The following is a 14,615-nucleotide window of genomic DNA, read 5'->3' on the forward strand; positions in this document are numbered from 1 at the left end:
CCTCGCCCGCGGCGCGGACGGAGCGAAGCGGTCTTGCCCGCGACGCCCCGACCGGAGTCCGATGGAGTTCGTCGACTGGGAGCCGATCTACGAGTCGATCCTCGCCGACTTCGGGTACGGACGCGGCGGTGACGAGCGGGCACGCGACGAACTGGCGGCCGAGGCCGAACCGTTCGACACCGACCGCCTGGACTGGCACGGCGACACGGTCGCGGTCGCCGGCGCCGGCCCGTCGCTGGAGGCGACCGCCGAAGTGGCCCGCGAGGCAGACACGGTCGTCGCCGCCTCCACCGCGACGGATCGACTGACGGCGACGGGCGTCGCGGTGGACCTGATGGTGACGGACCTCGACAAGAACCCCGAGACGGTCGTCGACCGGACGCGTGCGGGCGAGCCGGTCGCGGTCCACGCCCACGGGGACAACCGCGACCTGTTGGCCGAGGTGCTCCCGGACGTGGACACCGCACACGTCCTCCCGACGACACAGGCGGCCCCCAGCGGCCCGGTCGTGAACTACGGGGGGTTCACCGACGGCGACCGTGCCGCATACCTCGCGGACGCGCTCGGCGCGGCCGAGTTGCGGTTCTGCGGGTGGGACTTCGACGACGAGACGCTCTCCGAGTCGAAGGCACGGAAACTGTGGTGGGCGGAACGACTCCTCGAACGGCTGGAACGCGACCGCGACGAGCGGTTCGGCGTGCTCGACGACCGTCGCGACGAGATCGAACGGCTGTGAGTCAGTGACGAGGGGGGAGCCCGCACCGTCGACAGAGAGTCAGAGCCGCGAGACTGAAACCTCCCGACGGCCAAGCCGCCGTCGTGACAGACAGCTTCGACGTGGCGGCGTGGCGCGACCGGTTGGAACAGTCGCGAGACGAGAAAGACGAGTTCCTCACAGCGGACCCGCGGTCCCCGCTCCCGGAGTCGGCACGGGAGTCGTTCGACGGGCTGGACTACTTCGATCCGGACCCCGCGTACCGCGTCACCGCGACCGCGACGGTCCACGACGAGCCGGACCCGGTCGAGATGACCGTCACCGACGGGCCACCCGAGCGGTTCCTCCACGTCGTGACGTTCGCGTTCGAGTTGCCGAGCGGCAGCGGCGCCGACGAAGGAGTGGACGGCGGCGAAGCGGTGGACGACGAGGGCGAGGACGACGGCGAAGCGGTGGACGACGAGGTGGGAGACGAGGAGGAGGCCGAGAGTGAGGGCGTGGGCGACTCCGCCGAGTCGTCCGACACGGTCTCGGAGACGCTCGCCGCGTACCGTCGCGAGGGTGACGACGGTGGCCTGTTCGTCCCGTTCCGAGACAAGACGACCGGACAGGCGACCTACCGCGGGGGCCGGTACATGGACCTCCACCCCGAGGGGGAGTTGACCGACGGCGACGAGGTGACGGTCGACTTCAACCTCGCGTACACGCCGTTCTGTGCCTTCGACGACGCCTTCGCCTGTCCGCTCCCACCCGAGGAGAACTGGCTGTCGACGACGGTCCCCGTCGGGGAACGCGACCCCGACCTCGACGAGTGAGCGGTCCCCCGCTCGGCGTGTGGCCCCCGAACCGGACCGCGTGGAGCGAGCCGGGTCTGCGAGGCGGTGACACGACACGGCGGGAGAGAAACCCTCTTTGGTTCCCACCGACCTACCGGTAGGCATGAACCGCGACGTACTGCTCGGCAGCGTGATGATGATCGTCGGGATCGTGCTGTTCGTCCCGGGACTCCAGGCCGGCGCGTCCACACTGTGGTCGTACATGCTCCTCCCAGCTGCCGTCCTCCTGACGTACGGAACGTACAAGGTCGGCACCAGCGAGTCTGGACGCGCCGTCTGAGTTCGTCGTACCGGCACCGTACGGATGGGCCTCGGCCGCTACGCCTCGTCGACTCTGTCGAGCGACGCCGCGACACCACGCTGGAGTGCGTCCACGTCCGTCGCGACCACCTGGTAGTCGAACCCAACTTCCCTCCAGTGGTCGACCTGGTCCGGCGTCACCGCGAGCGTCCCCACCGGCACCTCGCTGTCCGCGAGCACCCGCTCGACCGCCTCGCGGAACGCCGGCACGTCGTACTCGCCGAACATGCCCAACGACGCCGAGAGATCCGCGGGGCCGACGAAGACGGAGTCCACCCCGTCGACGGCGGCGATCTCCCCGACGGCGTCGACCGCGGTCGGCGACTCGATCTGGACGATCCGCGCGAGCCGGTCGCCCGCCGTCTCGTAGTAGTCGTCCAACTCCGTGCCGTACGCCGACGCACGACCCGCGGCGAGCCCGCGGTCACCCTCCGGCGGGTACCGCGTCGCGTCGACGAACGACCGCGCCTCGGCGGCCGACTCCACCTGCGGTGCGATCACGCCCGCCGCGCCGGTGTCGAGCAGTCGCTTGATCCGGACGTGGTCGTTCCACGCCGCGCGGACGAGCGGTGCCGTCTCGCCCGAGGCGGCCTCGACGGCGCGGACGATCGCCTCGACCGTCTCGACGCTACTCGACGTGTGTTCGGTGTCCGCGACCACGAAGTCCGCGTCCGTGCCGGCGACCACCTCCGCGACCGTCGGTGACGGGATGGAGAGCCACACGCCCGTCGCCGCACCCTCGCGGAGTCGCTCTCGGATACCTGCGTCTTGCACGGTAGTCACTCGCGACCGCCGGCGACCTAAACACTCCGCACCCGCCGCGGGTCGTCCGCCGACCGCGTGAGGGCGCGACCCTACGAGCCGCCGAGACGGCACTTTTCAACTTCGTTTTCTATCTACGATAACGATACTTTGACAAACCTTCACGATCTATCGTGAGGTGCCGTCACCGACGGCACCCCACGGATCGCCCCGGACCCCGTGATCCGTGTCCCCACCTGACCCCCCTCTCGACCCCTCCTGGCGACACACCGCCCGACTCGTGAAGTGTCGAGACTCCCAGTACGGGGTGCGACGAACGGCCGACGCGTGGTGGTTTTCACCTTCGATAGCCGAGGCGAGGGTCTTTATCCGCTGGGGGACGGCGTACGGGTATGATCCGCGTCGACGGGTTGCGGAAGGTGTACGACGACTTCGTCGCCGTCGCCGACAGCAGCTTCGAGGTGGCTCCCGGCGAGATCTTCGGCGTGGTCGGCCCGAACGGGGCCGGGAAGACGACGACGCTGAAGAGCGTCGCCGGCCTGTTGGAACCGACCGCCGGCGAGGTCGAGTTGGCCGGCGAGCCCGCGAGCGACCCCGCCACGCGGTCGCAGCTCGGCTTCCTCCCCGAGGAGTCGCCACTGTACGAGGACATGACGGCGCTGTCGTACCTCCGGTTCTTCGCGGACCTGTACGACGTGCCCCGCGACGTGGCGAACGAACGCATCGACGAGGCGCTGGACGAACTGGAGTTGGAACACCGCGACCGGCGGCTCGGCGACGTGTCGAAGGGCATGAAACGGAAGGTCGCCATCGCCCGCTCGCTGGTGAACGACCCGGAGGTGTTGGTGTACGACGAGCCCGCGTCGGGGCTGGACCCGCTCACGACCAACTACGTGTTGGAGTTCACCCGCGAGTTGGCGGACCGCGGGAAGACGGTGCTCTTCTCGGCGCACAACCTCTACCACGTCGAGTCGATCTGTGACCGGATCGTCATCATGAACGAGGGGGAGATCGTCGCCCGTGGTACCGTCGAGGAGATCCGCGCGGCGTACGGCGAGACCACGTACCGCGTGTACACGACGGTCGCGCTGCCGGAGACGGAGCCGACCGACGACGGCCACGTCGCCGTCGTCGACACGATGGCCGAGGTGGAGGCGATCCGCGAGGCGGCCGCCGACGCCGGTGGCACCGTCGTCGACATCCGCACGGACGAGTCGACGCTGGAGGAGATCTTCCTCGACGTGGCCGGCCAGCCGATGCCCGGGAGTCGACGGGTGGGGCCGGACGAGTCGGTGACGGAGCGGGCGAGTCGCGGCGGCGACGAGGGTGGTGGCGACGAGAGCGGTGGGGAAGCGGACGGCGACGACGGGGATCTCGGCTCTGCGAGGACCGACGACACCGCGGAGACGAGCGCCGAGGCGGACCAGACGGAGGAGGGATCGGTGGCCGACGAGCGCGTCAGGACGGACGGCGCGCGGGAGGACGGAGAGTGAGCGGTCGCTCCCGTCCGCTCGTGGCGCTCGCGTCCGTCCTCGGCTTCGTCGGGTGGCTCGCCGGCCTCCGTCGGCGACTCGTCGCGAGTCTCCGCAGACTGCCGGACCACACGAGGGTCGTCTTGCGGATCGCCCGGTGGGAGGTGTCACACACGGCCGGTACCGTCGACAGGCGTACCCTCGCGGTCGGCGTCGCGGCACTGCTGTTGGCCGGCGGTGCGGCCGGACTGGCAGCGACCGGGCAAGCGTCGACGCCGAACGCGGGGATCTACCCCGTCGCGGTCGACGACGACAGTCCGTTCCACGAACCCGTGGCCGACGCGACGGCGTTGCGCCCGGTCCCGGCCGACAGCGACCGCGCGGTCGTGTTCGTCCGCGACGCGGACACGAGTGACGTGCGCGCCACGTTCGCGATCGACCGCCGTGCCGGCGGGAAGGCGACGGCGGCGCTGTCGACGCTGCGCGACGTGGTGCGGCGACACAACACGCGACTGATGGACGCGGAACCGAACCGATCGGCCGCCTTCCCGGTCAACGTGACGCTGTCGTACGTGGTCCGCGACGACGGGCTCCCGGCGAGCGTGCGCGACACCGGTGCGGGTGCCGGCGGCGGTGGGACCGGTGGCGACGGAACCGGGAGTGGAGGTGGCGACTCGGACGACGCCGGGACGGGCGATTCGGGCACCGGTGGGGGCGACGGGACTGGAGGCACCGGTACGTCGGCCGGGTCCGGCGCGTCCGACGGCTCGGGGACCGGTGCGCCCGGACGCGACGACGGTGGCCCGCTGTCGGTGCCGTCGGTCGGCGGTGGTGGGTTGTTCGGCGGCCAGTCGACCGGTTCGCCGGCGGAGATCTCGCCGCCGTTCCCGTTCTCGTCGCTGCTGCTCGCCTTCCTCTTCCTCGTCCCGATGAACTTCGTCATCCAGGCGTTCGGTTCTAGTGTCCTCGACGAGCGGGTGAACCGCCGTGGGGAACTCCTCTTGGTCGCACCGATCTCGCGACTCGACATCGTCGCCGGGAAGACGCTGCCGTACCTCGCGGCGTCGCTGGCCGCGATCGCCGCGATCGCCCTCGCGGTCGGCGGTGGACCGATCACCGTCGCCGCGGTCGCGCCGGTGGCGCTCGTCTTCCTCGGCGCGACGTTCCTCGGCGCGATGTTCGCCCGTTCGTTCAAGGAGTTGACCTTCGTCACGGTCACCGTCTCCGTGTTCCTGACGACGTACGTGTTCGTCCCGGCGATCTTCACGACGATCACCCCGGTCGCGCTGATCTCGCCGCTCACGCTCGTGGTGCGTGACCTCCAGCCGAGCGGCGCGGCGACGACACTCTTCGAGTACGTCTTCTCGACGGGGCCGTTCTACCTCGTCGCGGGTGTGTTGTTCCTGTTGGGCACCGGCGTCTACCGCGAGGAGGACATGTTCACCCAGCGGTCGATCCCGAAGAAGTTCCTCGACGCCCTGGACGCCCGACTCACCGGGGTCGCCTCCGTCGGGCTGTTGACGGCGTTGTTCCTCCCGTTCGTCTTCGTCGCGGAGCTGTTGGGCGTGGCGCTGTTCGTCGCCGTCCCGCGCTCGCTGGCGCTCCCGGCGATCCTCGTGATCGTCGCCGTCGTCGAGGAACTCGCCAAGAGCGTCCACGTGTACGCTGGCTTCGAGAAGGCGCGCTTCGAGCGCCGGCTCCCCGTAGCGGTGACGTTGGGTGTCGTCTCCGGGGTCGGCTTCTTCGTCGCCGAGAAGTTCACCGCCATCGTCCAGTTCGTCGGCCTCGACAGGCTCCCGGCGGGCGAAGCGGCGTTCGCAACCGGCGGGATCGGCGTCGCGGGTGCGCTCGGGCTCCTCGCCGCGCCGCTCGTCTTACACGTCGTGACCGGGGCGGTCGCGGCGGTCGGCGCCTCGCGCGGGCGGACCGGGTTCGGTGTCGGACTCGGGCTCGCGATGGCGATCCACTTCGCGTACGACTACCTCGTGGTGGTGATCTTCCTTGGTTGAGATCGACACGAGCGGTGCGGACGCCCGCCTGACGATCGCCGGCCGCGAGGTGCGGTCGCTGTTGAACGAGAAGACGATCCTGCTGGCGCTGGTGATCCAGCTGTTCGTGGCGGCGTTCTCGTCGTTCCTCGTCGTCGGGCTGGTGTCGCTGTACGACCCGGGTGGCGTCGGCGGCGTGACGATCGACGTGGCGGTCGCGGGCGACGACGCCGACGACCTCGTCGCGGCCGTCGAGCAGACGGACGGCCTCCGCGCCAGAGAGTTCGAGTCCCGCGAACTCGCGATCCAGGCGTTCGAGGCGGCCCCGGAGGCGGTCGACGCCGCGATGGTGGCGAACAGCGACGGCGCCGGCGGTACACGAGTCAGGGTGCTGGTCCCCGACTCGAACATCCAGACCACCGTCGTCGTCGTCCAAGCGAGACAGGCGCTGCGGACCTACGAGCGCGCGGAACGGGCGGACAACGAGGCGTACCTGGAGGCGCGGACGCTGGAGTTGCCGCCACGGATGTCGGCGTCGCCGTACTTCGGGTTCACCTACACGGTGTTGGTGCCGCTGTTGTTGTTCCTCCCGGTGTTCATCGCCGGATCGATCACGGTCGACTCGCTCACCGAGGAGTTGGACCGCGGGACGATGGAGCTGTTGCGCGTCGCGCCGGTGACGACGACGGACATCGTCGAGGGGAAACTGCTCGCGGCCGCCGGGCTCGCGCCGTTACAAGCGGTGTTGTGGATGCTGTTGTTGTCGGCGAACGGCACACCCGTCGCGAACCTGCCGTCGTTGATCGGGCTCGTCGCCGGTGCGGCGACTGTCGTCGTCGTGTTGGGTGCGACGATCGCGCTGACCGCCCCGGATCGCCGTGCCGCCCAGACGATCTACTCGCTGGGTGTGTTGGGCGTGTTCGGAGTGACCGCGGTGGGACCGGTGAACCCGGTGAACGTCGCGGCGCGACTCGCCATCGGCACCGCGGGGCTCGCCCAGCACCTCGCGGTCGGCGGCGTGCTCGTCGTCGGACTGCTCGCGCTCCTCGGTGCGCGACGTGTGTTGCCGCGGTACGCGGTCGGGGGGTGACCCGTCTCGTCGTGTTTGCTCGCACGCGACCGGGCCGTTCGCGGGCGGGCGGGACCACTCGACGTTCGGTCCCGTCGTACCGTCTGAGACCGCGGCGCTCGGCGACCGTGTCGCTGAAATAGTTGCCACACGGACGGGGGTTCGTGCAGGTGTACCAACTGGGCGAGGGGACGCCGTCGGTCGCGGTCGTGGGTGCGATCCACGGGGACGAGCCGTGTGGGCCACGTGGGATCGACCGGCTCCTCGCGGACGACCCCGACGTGGAGCGACCGGTGAAGTTCGTCGTCGCCAACGAGGAGGCTCGCGCGGAAGACACACGCTACCTCGACGAGGACCTCAACCGCGCGTACCCGGGTGATCCGGACGCCGACACCCACGAGGGTCGTCTCGCCGCCGCACTCCGACGGGAGTTGGCGGGCTGTACCACGCTGTCGCTCCACTCCACCCAGTCGTACGCCGAGCCGTTCGCGATCACGGAGACGGTCGACGAGATCGCCCAGGCGGTCGTCCCACGGCTCCCGGTGGACCTGCTGGTCGAGTCGGGGCCGTTCTCGACGGGGCGATTCATCGAACAGCCACACACACTCGAGGTGGAGTGTGGACTCCAGAAGACGGAGGAGGCTGCCGAGAACGCCTACTGGCTGATCCGGGCGTTCCTCGCGGCGACGAACGCGCTCCCGGAGCCGACGACGGACGACCGTATCCACTCGCGCGGCACCGACGAGGTGTCCGTGTTCCGGCTGGTGGAACGGATCGGTAAACCACCCGCCGAGAGCTACGAGGTGCTCGCACACAACTTCGAGCACGTGGGGCCGGGCGAGACCTTCGCCGTCGCGGACGGCGAGGAGTTCACGGCCGACGAGGAGTTCTACCCGGTGTTGATGTCCGCCTACGGCTACGACGACGTGTTCGGCTACGCCGCCGAACGGCTCGGATCGCTGTCGTAGACTCCCAGCGAAGTCGTCCACTGGACCCACAGTGTGGCCACCGCGCCCGAAGCTCCCGGAGTCGGACCCATCGCGAGGTCGCAGACCCCGACGTTACCGTCCCTCGGCCACCGTGTTCCGACGGCGGGTTCCGTCACTCAGTCGCTCGACTCGGCCGGCTCCTCGATCTCCACGGAGTCCTCGTCCACGGAGACGGTCACGTCCGAGTCGTCCAGGTCCGACTCGTCCTCGTCCGTACTGGCGGAACGACGGCGGTCGACGAGGTACGCGGCGGTGCCGAGCAGCGTCAGTCCGACGACACCGCGGACCAGTCGGCGGCCGACGGAGCGCCCCTCCTCGGTCGCGGCGTCGTCGAGATCCGCGTCGTCGGGCGTCTCGCCGACTCGCTCTGCCATCACGTCGTCGACCGCCACGTCTGCGTCCGTCGCGTCGTCGAGGATCTCCGCGACTCGCTCGCCCGCGTCCTCGCCACCATCGATCGTCTCTCCCGTCTCCACGGCCCTCTCGTCGCTCCCACCCACGATCCCCAGCGGGGCGAAGTCCAGACCGTCGTGCACGTGAAGCTCCAGAATGGTCAGTTGTACCATACTCAATTTACGCGTTATCGTATATTAACTGTTCCGTGAGTCGTGGTAGCTCGGTTGTCTAGGCGCGGCCGGCCACACACCGCGCCTGTGAGACGGCTTACGGGGCAGCAACAGCGTCTCGCCGTCGGGAACCGTGCAGTTGAAACCCACCGCCGTGGGGCGTGTGTACATGGAGACACCACGCCGCGAGTTTCTCGAGTCGCTGTTGGAGACACCGTCGCCGTCGGGCTACGAGACACCGGGACAGGCGGTGTGGACGGAGTACGTCGCGGAGTTCGCCGACGAGGTGTCCACGGACGCGTACGGCAACGCGGTGGCCGTCCACGAGGGTGACCCCGACGTAGATGTCGAGGTGGCGATCGCGGGGCACGCCGACGAGATCGGCTTCGCCGTCCGCGACGTGACCGAGGACGGGTTCCTCCGGCTGACACGTGTCGGCGGGTCGGACCGGACCGTCTCGAAGGGGCAACACGTCACGGTCCACGCCGACGAGCCGGTGGCGGGCGTGATCGGCCAGACGGCGATCCACCTCCGGGACGGCGACGAGGAGTACGAGGACGTGGCCGAGCAGTTCGTCGACGTCGGCGTCGACGACGGCGACGCGGCCCGCGAACTGGTCGAGATCGGCGATCCGGTGACGTTCTCCTCGACGACGGCGGAGTTGGCCGGCTCGCGGCTGTCCGCACGCGGGGTCGACAACCGCGCCGGAACCTGGGTCGCGGCCGAGACACTCCGCCGTGCGGTCGAGGCCGACGTGGACGCGACGGTGTACGCCGTCTCGACCGTCCAAGAGGAACTCGGCCTCCAGGGGGCGAAGATGGTCGGGTTCGATCTCGACCCGGACGCCTTCGTCGCCGTCGACGTGACCCACGCGACGGACAACCCCGACGTGCCCGAGGACGCACGCGGCCCCGTCGAGTTGGGTGCCGGCCCGGTCGTCGCGCGCGGCAGCGCCAACCACCCGGCGCTCGTCGAGTTGGTCCGTGGGGCCGGCGACGAGGCGGGAATCGACTACCAACTCCAGGCGACCGGCAGTCGGACCGGGACGGACGCCGACGCGTTCTTCACCGCGCGTGGCGGGACCCCGGCGCTCAACGTCGGCCTCCCGAACCGCTACATGCACACGCCGGTCGAGGTGATCGACACGGCGGACCTGACTGCCGCCGCGGAGTTGTTGGCCGCGGCCGTCGCCGACGCCGACGCGGCGGCACCGTTCACCGCGTCGGTCTGAGTCGTCGAGATCCGTCGGTCGGTCTCAAGAGTCCAGAGTGTGGAGGGATGCGCCTGGGGAGGCTACGCGTTCTGCGTCACCGGCCGACCAGAGTGGACACGAGTCGGTCGTACAGCGATCCGTCCGTGTCGGACCCGAAGAGCTCGGCGAGTTCTGCCGTCGAGAGGGGAACTTCTGACGCGAACGCGTGTGTAGCCGTCGATGTCGGCGGCGATGTCGTGGTACGGCGGGTACACGTCGAAGTGGTGGTATCGCTGGACGTGCACCTCGGTGTCAGGGGGATCTGTCGACTGTGTTCGTTTCGCGGCCACGCTCTCACAGCGGAGAGGCTTCGAGCGTGGACTGTTCGTGGAAGTTGGGATAGAGGTCGTAGTCGTCGTACCGGCGTGTGGCACGGAACTTCCCGAACCCGCGGACACGGAACTGTTCGGGTGGGAGGAGTCCCATCCGGACGTAGCAGTCGCGCACTTGACACCGGAGGTGGTAGTCGAGGAAGTCCCGGAAGTCGACGAGCGTGTCGGGTGCGTACGCGAACAGTTCGAGTGTCGCGTCGGGGTCGCGCTCGCTCGGTACGTCGGACTTCTCGACGACGTGTTCCCCGCGAGCGTTCGGGTACCCGACGTGGATGCCGGAGACCGCACTCATCTCGAAGGTCAACTCCTCCGCCGGTGTCGTCTCGACGAGCTCCTCGCCGAACTCCTGCCATGCATCGAGTGCGCCTCGTGACACCGCACTCGGGTCGTCGAGGGCCTCGGCGTCGGTCACGTCCAACCCGTGTGTCGCCGCGAGTTTGTCTGCCCCGTCGGTCTCGGCGAGGTCGACGCCGAGGAACACGTCCAGCGAGTAGACGACGTTGTCCTCGCCCGGAACGGCAGGCGGCAGTTCGAGTGGGCGGTCGACCGACGCGTCGTCGTGGCTCCGCAGTTGGCGGTAGAGCGCGCCGAAGTACTCCTCGAACGACTCCTCGGAGAGGGACGCGATACTCCGGCGGACGGCGTCGACGAACTCTGGTGTCTTCGCCCGTTCGACCGTCTCGTAGCCCCGTTCACGGAACACGTAGTACTTCGCGAACCGCCGGGCTTGTTCGTTGTGCTGGTTCTCTGAGCGTGTTCGGTTCTGAGGAAGATCGGCATACCCATCGGCAACATGGTGCTTTATTTCTCCATTGAATCTCATTTCAATGACGTGTTCAACATCATTGTTATCAATAACACTCAGCCCGATCCTCTCCTCGCCTTGTCCAGTAACTATCCCGTCCATGCTTAACTACCTCTTTTTCTTCCAAACCCTTCTGAATCACGGACAGATGCGCTCCCTTCTTTCATCTCGGCATACATCTGTCTCATCTCGTGATACATCTGTTCGAGTTCGAGTGACTCGTTGCTAGGACGGTAGGTGTCAGCGTACTCGACTCCTCTCTTCGTGAGGTCACTGACAGCACCGCCGATGGCTGTTCCGGCGGCGGCTCCGAGAGCCGTGCCAGCACCGGGGACGACCGATCCGATGATGCCTCCGACTGCGGCGCCGGTTCCCATACCGGCGAGTGATCCGAGAACACCCTTCGTCCCCGTCTTGACTGGGTTCTGCCCACCTGCGGCCCCCGGCGCCGCCGTAGTTATTACTTCCAACACCTGAGCGTGTTGTCGTTTCAGTTTGGCGACTTCTTCGGCGAGTAGTTCCGGATCCGCGGGGACACTGTCTCCGATGTGTCCGTCGGCGTTGCCTCGGTCGGCTGCCTCCTCGAACTGCTCCTGACCCTCGAGACGACGCCGATCACGGTACGTCTTCGCCATCTCGGCGGCTGTTCCAGCCACGTTCCCTAACGTCGACGCCACTCCAACCACCCGCTGAACGTGTACCTCAGTGTCGGAGAGCTTCTGGATGCCGAGCTTCCCGCCACTCATCACGCGCCGTGCGGTCTCCTCGGCTTCGCGTTCCAACTTGGGATCGGGATCGATCTCCAGTTGCACACCCTCCTGCGGAAGCATCGAGAGGTCGCCACCGGTCTGCTGGCGGACGTGTGCCAACTCGTGGGCCAGGACGTGCTGGCCCTCTGCGGACTCGGGGTCGTACTCGCCGGCACCGAACGCGACGTGATTCCCGACGGTGAACGCCCGAGCGTTGATCTGATCGGCAGCTTCGGCCGCCTTCGGTCCCGTGTGAATCCGTACGTCACCGAGTGAGTCGCCCATCCGCTCCTCTACAGCGCGTTGTATCGAGGTGTCCAACGGTCGGCCGGGCGAGGAGATTACCTCACGTACCGAATCGGGGACACTCGTTCGACCTGCTGGCGAGCGGCGGCGTTTCCGAAACACCGGATCGGTGTTCTCGTCCAGCGAATCCTCGTTGAACTCCTCGATGTTCCAGGGTATCTCGGAGTCTTTCCGGTCACGGAACCGCTGCATCTTCGAAGGGGTGCCCATCGCGTCGATGGGCATTCCCTCGTCGATCCACCGGTGGAGGCGGCGACCGTACTGTTTCTCCAATCCGAGGAGATCCTCGTACTCCGACCCGTCCGCAATCGAACGGCCGTAGTACGCCTCCGCTTGTTCTTTGGTGACTTTCCCACCGGTATTAGGGCCTACCGACGACCGTGATACCCACCGCTTGTCGTCGTCTCCCTCTGCGCCACTCGACTGTTCGCCGTCTGTCTCGGACACCCTGTTCCGAGACCGCCGCGAGCGCCGACTCATCTTTCGACTCTGAATCTTGTCGGATACCGCTTAATGCTTCTCCCACCATATGAAGGCTAGCTCTGCCAATGGAGAAGACGACACAATCGAACCGGCCACCGTATCAGAGACACTACACACCGACAGCTAATCCCAACACAACCACAGATATTAACAACCAGCGAGCACAACGCCGAGACACGACACTGCGGGGTCGTCACTGCAGCAAAGTGGCGAGGTGCTTGGGACACCTCACCTCCGCAGTGTCGTGGAGAGCCACGACAATGTGTTCGAACGATTCTCCGTCTGAAAAGGATGACGGGACGATCGACGTACAGCCACTGCTCGACAGCTACGACGCCCACCTGGAGACACTGCGCCTGCTCCCGCTACCGCAGTACCGCACCAGAGAACTCCACGCTGCGACCGAGAAGGTCCGTGACAGACTCGCAACCAGCGGGTTCGTCCCGCCGAGCCACCTCCAACACCTGCTGTGTGTCGTCGCGGAGGCGGTCGACGACGTACGTGCCGCCGCGACGGGCGAACCCGACAGGCTCCCCGAAGCCCCACGCCACCCAGTCGGCACGCCACGCGACGAGTACGCGATGACACCCGACGAACGCGAGGTCGTGCTCGACGGGCTCGCCACACTCCAGTTCACGCTCGTCGAGACGCCCACGCTCCCAGACGGCTGGCGCCAACGACTCGCCGACGACTGCGACACCGCTCCGCCGTAGACGACCGGCGATCCGCGCCGCCAGCGACCTACGTCTCCACCCGTTCTTCGGTCGAACTACCACGTGTTCGGTGCCCACCACAAGCCCGGGGCGTCTAGTCGGCGCTCCTCCGGTACTGGAGAGGCGTCTCTCACCGGCACACCACCCACCGCGGTCCACACCGAACCGCCCCGCTTCGCTCCGCCTCGCGCCGCCCCGCTTCGTCCCGCTCTACCCCGAGACCAACACGTCCGACTCGCGTACCACACCGAGACCGACGACACACGACGACACCGAGAAGTAAGTAAATCTTATATAGTAACGTCCGTTCCGGCGTGGTATGGTGGACGACACCACGGGACGATCCGGGGACCGGGCAGAGAGGCGAACTGCGAGCCGGCGAGGGGTGTTGCGGGCCGCGGCGGCGGCCGTCGTCGGCGGGGTGGGAGTCGGAGCGACGACGGGGCGTGTCGCGGCGGGGAACAAGGGCTGCGGGGCGGAGAACGTCTCGGCACCGGACGACTTCCCGCGGGTGAGTACGCGGGACCACTTCGACGCCGACGCGAACCTGATAAACGGCGAGACGGAGTGGAGCTACGACGTGGCGGGGTCGTGGCCGGCGTTCGGCGAGCGGGAGCTGACGCTGTTCGTCCACGGGTGGCGGAGTTCCGACGAGGAGGACGAACCCATCGACGCCGGGCAGGAGTGTGAGAACGCGCTCCGCGCGGAGGGGTACGACGGCTCCGTGGCGGTGTACTCGTGGGACTCCGACAAGGGTGACAGCATCGACCTCGGGTGGGCCTCCGCGAAGGACATCGCGAAGCGGAACGGGAAGAAACTCGCCAACGTCTGCCAGTGGTACGCGAACGAGTACGAGGTCGACGTACGGCTGATCGCCCACTCGCTGGGGGCGCGGGTGGTGATGTACGCGCTGCAGACGCTGGAGGAGGCCTACGAGGAACGCGACCTGCTCGCGTCCGTCTCGCTCGTCGGCGCGGCCGTCGAGAAGGACTCGCCGTCGATGGACGCCGGCTTCTGGGACGAGGAGTTCGGCGACCACGTCGAGTACGCGACCGAACGGCTCGACAACTTCCACTCGTACGACGACGGGATACTGAACGACGTGTTCCGAACTCGCGAGACCGAGGAGGCTGTCGGCGAGGTGGGCATCCAGTACGAGGCACCGGACAACTACACGGACGTGGACGTGACCGCCGAGATCGACTGCCACAGGAACTACTACAAGGAGACCGAGGGGATCGTCGACCAGATCGTCGCGCGGTGGTGATGCGGGCGACG

Annotated in this window: 14 protein-coding genes; 10 read left to right on the forward strand and 4 right to left on the reverse strand. The window is 67.9% G+C overall.

Features of this window, described 5'->3' with window-relative positions:
* Positions 1-61 precede the first annotated feature (61 nt).
* The 3 genes from RYH80_RS00700 to RYH80_RS00710 all read left to right on the forward strand — a co-directional run bounded on the left by RYH80_RS00700 (position 62) and on the right by RYH80_RS00710 (position 1,831).
* The gene (locus RYH80_RS00700) at positions 62-736 is read left to right on the forward strand and encodes a 6-hydroxymethylpterin diphosphokinase MptE-like protein (protein WP_370901939.1); all 675 of its coding nucleotides are present in this window, start codon (positions 62-64) and stop codon (positions 734-736) included.
* A gap of 83 nt (positions 737-819) precedes the next feature.
* The gene (locus RYH80_RS00705) at positions 820-1,530 is read left to right on the forward strand and encodes a DUF1684 domain-containing protein (RefSeq protein WP_370901940.1); all 711 of its coding nucleotides are present in this window, start codon (positions 820-822) and stop codon (positions 1,528-1,530) included.
* A gap of 124 nt (positions 1,531-1,654) precedes the next feature.
* Complete coding sequence (locus RYH80_RS00710) at positions 1,655-1,831, forward strand: DUF8178 family membrane protein (protein ID WP_370901941.1); 177 nt, start codon at positions 1,655-1,657, stop codon at positions 1,829-1,831.
* Positions 1,832-1,869: 38 nt separating this feature from the next.
* Here RYH80_RS00710 and RYH80_RS00715 read toward each other — a convergent pair whose 3' ends face one another.
* A complete protein-coding gene (locus tag RYH80_RS00715; RefSeq protein ID WP_370901942.1) occupies positions 1,870-2,625 on the reverse strand; it encodes an HpcH/HpaI aldolase family protein in 756 nt (251 codons plus the stop codon).
* Positions 2,626-3,005: 380 nt separating this feature from the next.
* Between RYH80_RS00715 and RYH80_RS00720 the strand changes: the two genes are divergently transcribed.
* The 4 genes from RYH80_RS00720 to RYH80_RS00735 all read left to right on the forward strand — a co-directional run bounded on the left by RYH80_RS00720 (position 3,006) and on the right by RYH80_RS00735 (position 8,110).
* Entirely contained in the window at positions 3,006-4,106 is a 1,101-nt protein-coding gene (locus RYH80_RS00720; RefSeq protein WP_370901943.1) for an ABC transporter ATP-binding protein, read from the forward strand.
* Positions 4,103-6,094 (forward strand): PrsW family intramembrane metalloprotease, encoded by a 1,992-nt coding sequence (locus tag RYH80_RS00725; RefSeq protein WP_370901944.1) that lies wholly within the window; start codon positions 4,103-4,105, stop codon positions 6,092-6,094. The genes RYH80_RS00720 and RYH80_RS00725 overlap by 4 nt, the downstream gene beginning before the upstream one ends.
* Positions 6,087-7,163, forward strand: coding sequence for an ABC transporter permease (locus tag RYH80_RS00730; RefSeq protein WP_370901945.1), 1,077 nt, complete (start codon positions 6,087-6,089; stop codon positions 7,161-7,163). The genes RYH80_RS00725 and RYH80_RS00730 overlap by 8 nt, the downstream gene beginning before the upstream one ends.
* Before the next feature lie 143 nt (positions 7,164-7,306).
* Complete coding sequence (locus RYH80_RS00735) at positions 7,307-8,110, forward strand: M14 family metallopeptidase (protein WP_370901946.1); 804 nt, start codon at positions 7,307-7,309, stop codon at positions 8,108-8,110.
* A 137-nt stretch (positions 8,111-8,247) separates the two neighbouring features.
* Here RYH80_RS00735 and RYH80_RS00740 read toward each other — a convergent pair whose 3' ends face one another.
* Positions 8,248-8,697, reverse strand: coding sequence for a hypothetical protein (locus RYH80_RS00740; RefSeq protein WP_370901947.1), 450 nt, complete (start codon positions 8,695-8,697; stop codon positions 8,248-8,250).
* A 169-nt stretch (positions 8,698-8,866) separates the two neighbouring features.
* Here RYH80_RS00740 and RYH80_RS00745 point away from each other — a divergent pair, with 169 nt between their 5' ends.
* The gene (locus tag RYH80_RS00745; RefSeq protein ID WP_370901948.1) at positions 8,867-9,928 is read left to right on the forward strand and encodes a M20/M25/M40 family metallo-hydrolase; all 1,062 of its coding nucleotides are present in this window, start codon (positions 8,867-8,869) and stop codon (positions 9,926-9,928) included.
* 315 nt (positions 9,929-10,243) lie between these two features.
* On the opposite strand, the gene RYH80_RS00750 is transcribed toward RYH80_RS00745, so the two are convergent.
* Together RYH80_RS00750 and RYH80_RS00755 are read right to left on the reverse strand one after the other, a co-directional pair.
* Entirely contained in the window at positions 10,244-11,188 is a 945-nt protein-coding gene (locus tag RYH80_RS00750; RefSeq protein WP_489753318.1) for a DUF7958 family protein, read from the reverse strand.
* Positions 11,189-11,190: 2 nt separating this feature from the next.
* Complete coding sequence (locus tag RYH80_RS00755) at positions 11,191-12,588, reverse strand: eCIS core domain-containing protein (protein ID WP_370901950.1); 1,398 nt, start codon at positions 12,586-12,588, stop codon at positions 11,191-11,193.
* Between the two features lie 296 nt (positions 12,589-12,884).
* Here RYH80_RS00755 and RYH80_RS00760 point away from each other — a divergent pair, with 296 nt between their 5' ends.
* Together RYH80_RS00760 and RYH80_RS00765 are read left to right on the forward strand one after the other, a co-directional pair.
* Positions 12,885-13,337, forward strand: a complete 453-nt coding sequence (locus RYH80_RS00760; RefSeq protein WP_370901951.1) for a hypothetical protein — start codon at positions 12,885-12,887, stop codon at positions 13,335-13,337.
* Between the two features lie 319 nt (positions 13,338-13,656).
* Positions 13,657-14,604 carry a DUF726 domain-containing protein gene (locus RYH80_RS00765; RefSeq protein ID WP_370901952.1) on the forward strand — a complete coding sequence of 316 codons (948 nt, stop codon included), beginning with the start codon at positions 13,657-13,659 and terminating at the stop codon, positions 14,602-14,604.
* Positions 14,605-14,615: the final 11 nt, after the last annotated feature.

The organism is Halobaculum sp. MBLA0147, assembly GCF_041361345.1.
Classification (GTDB): Archaea; Halobacteriota; Halobacteria; order Halobacteriales; family Haloferacaceae; genus JAHENP01.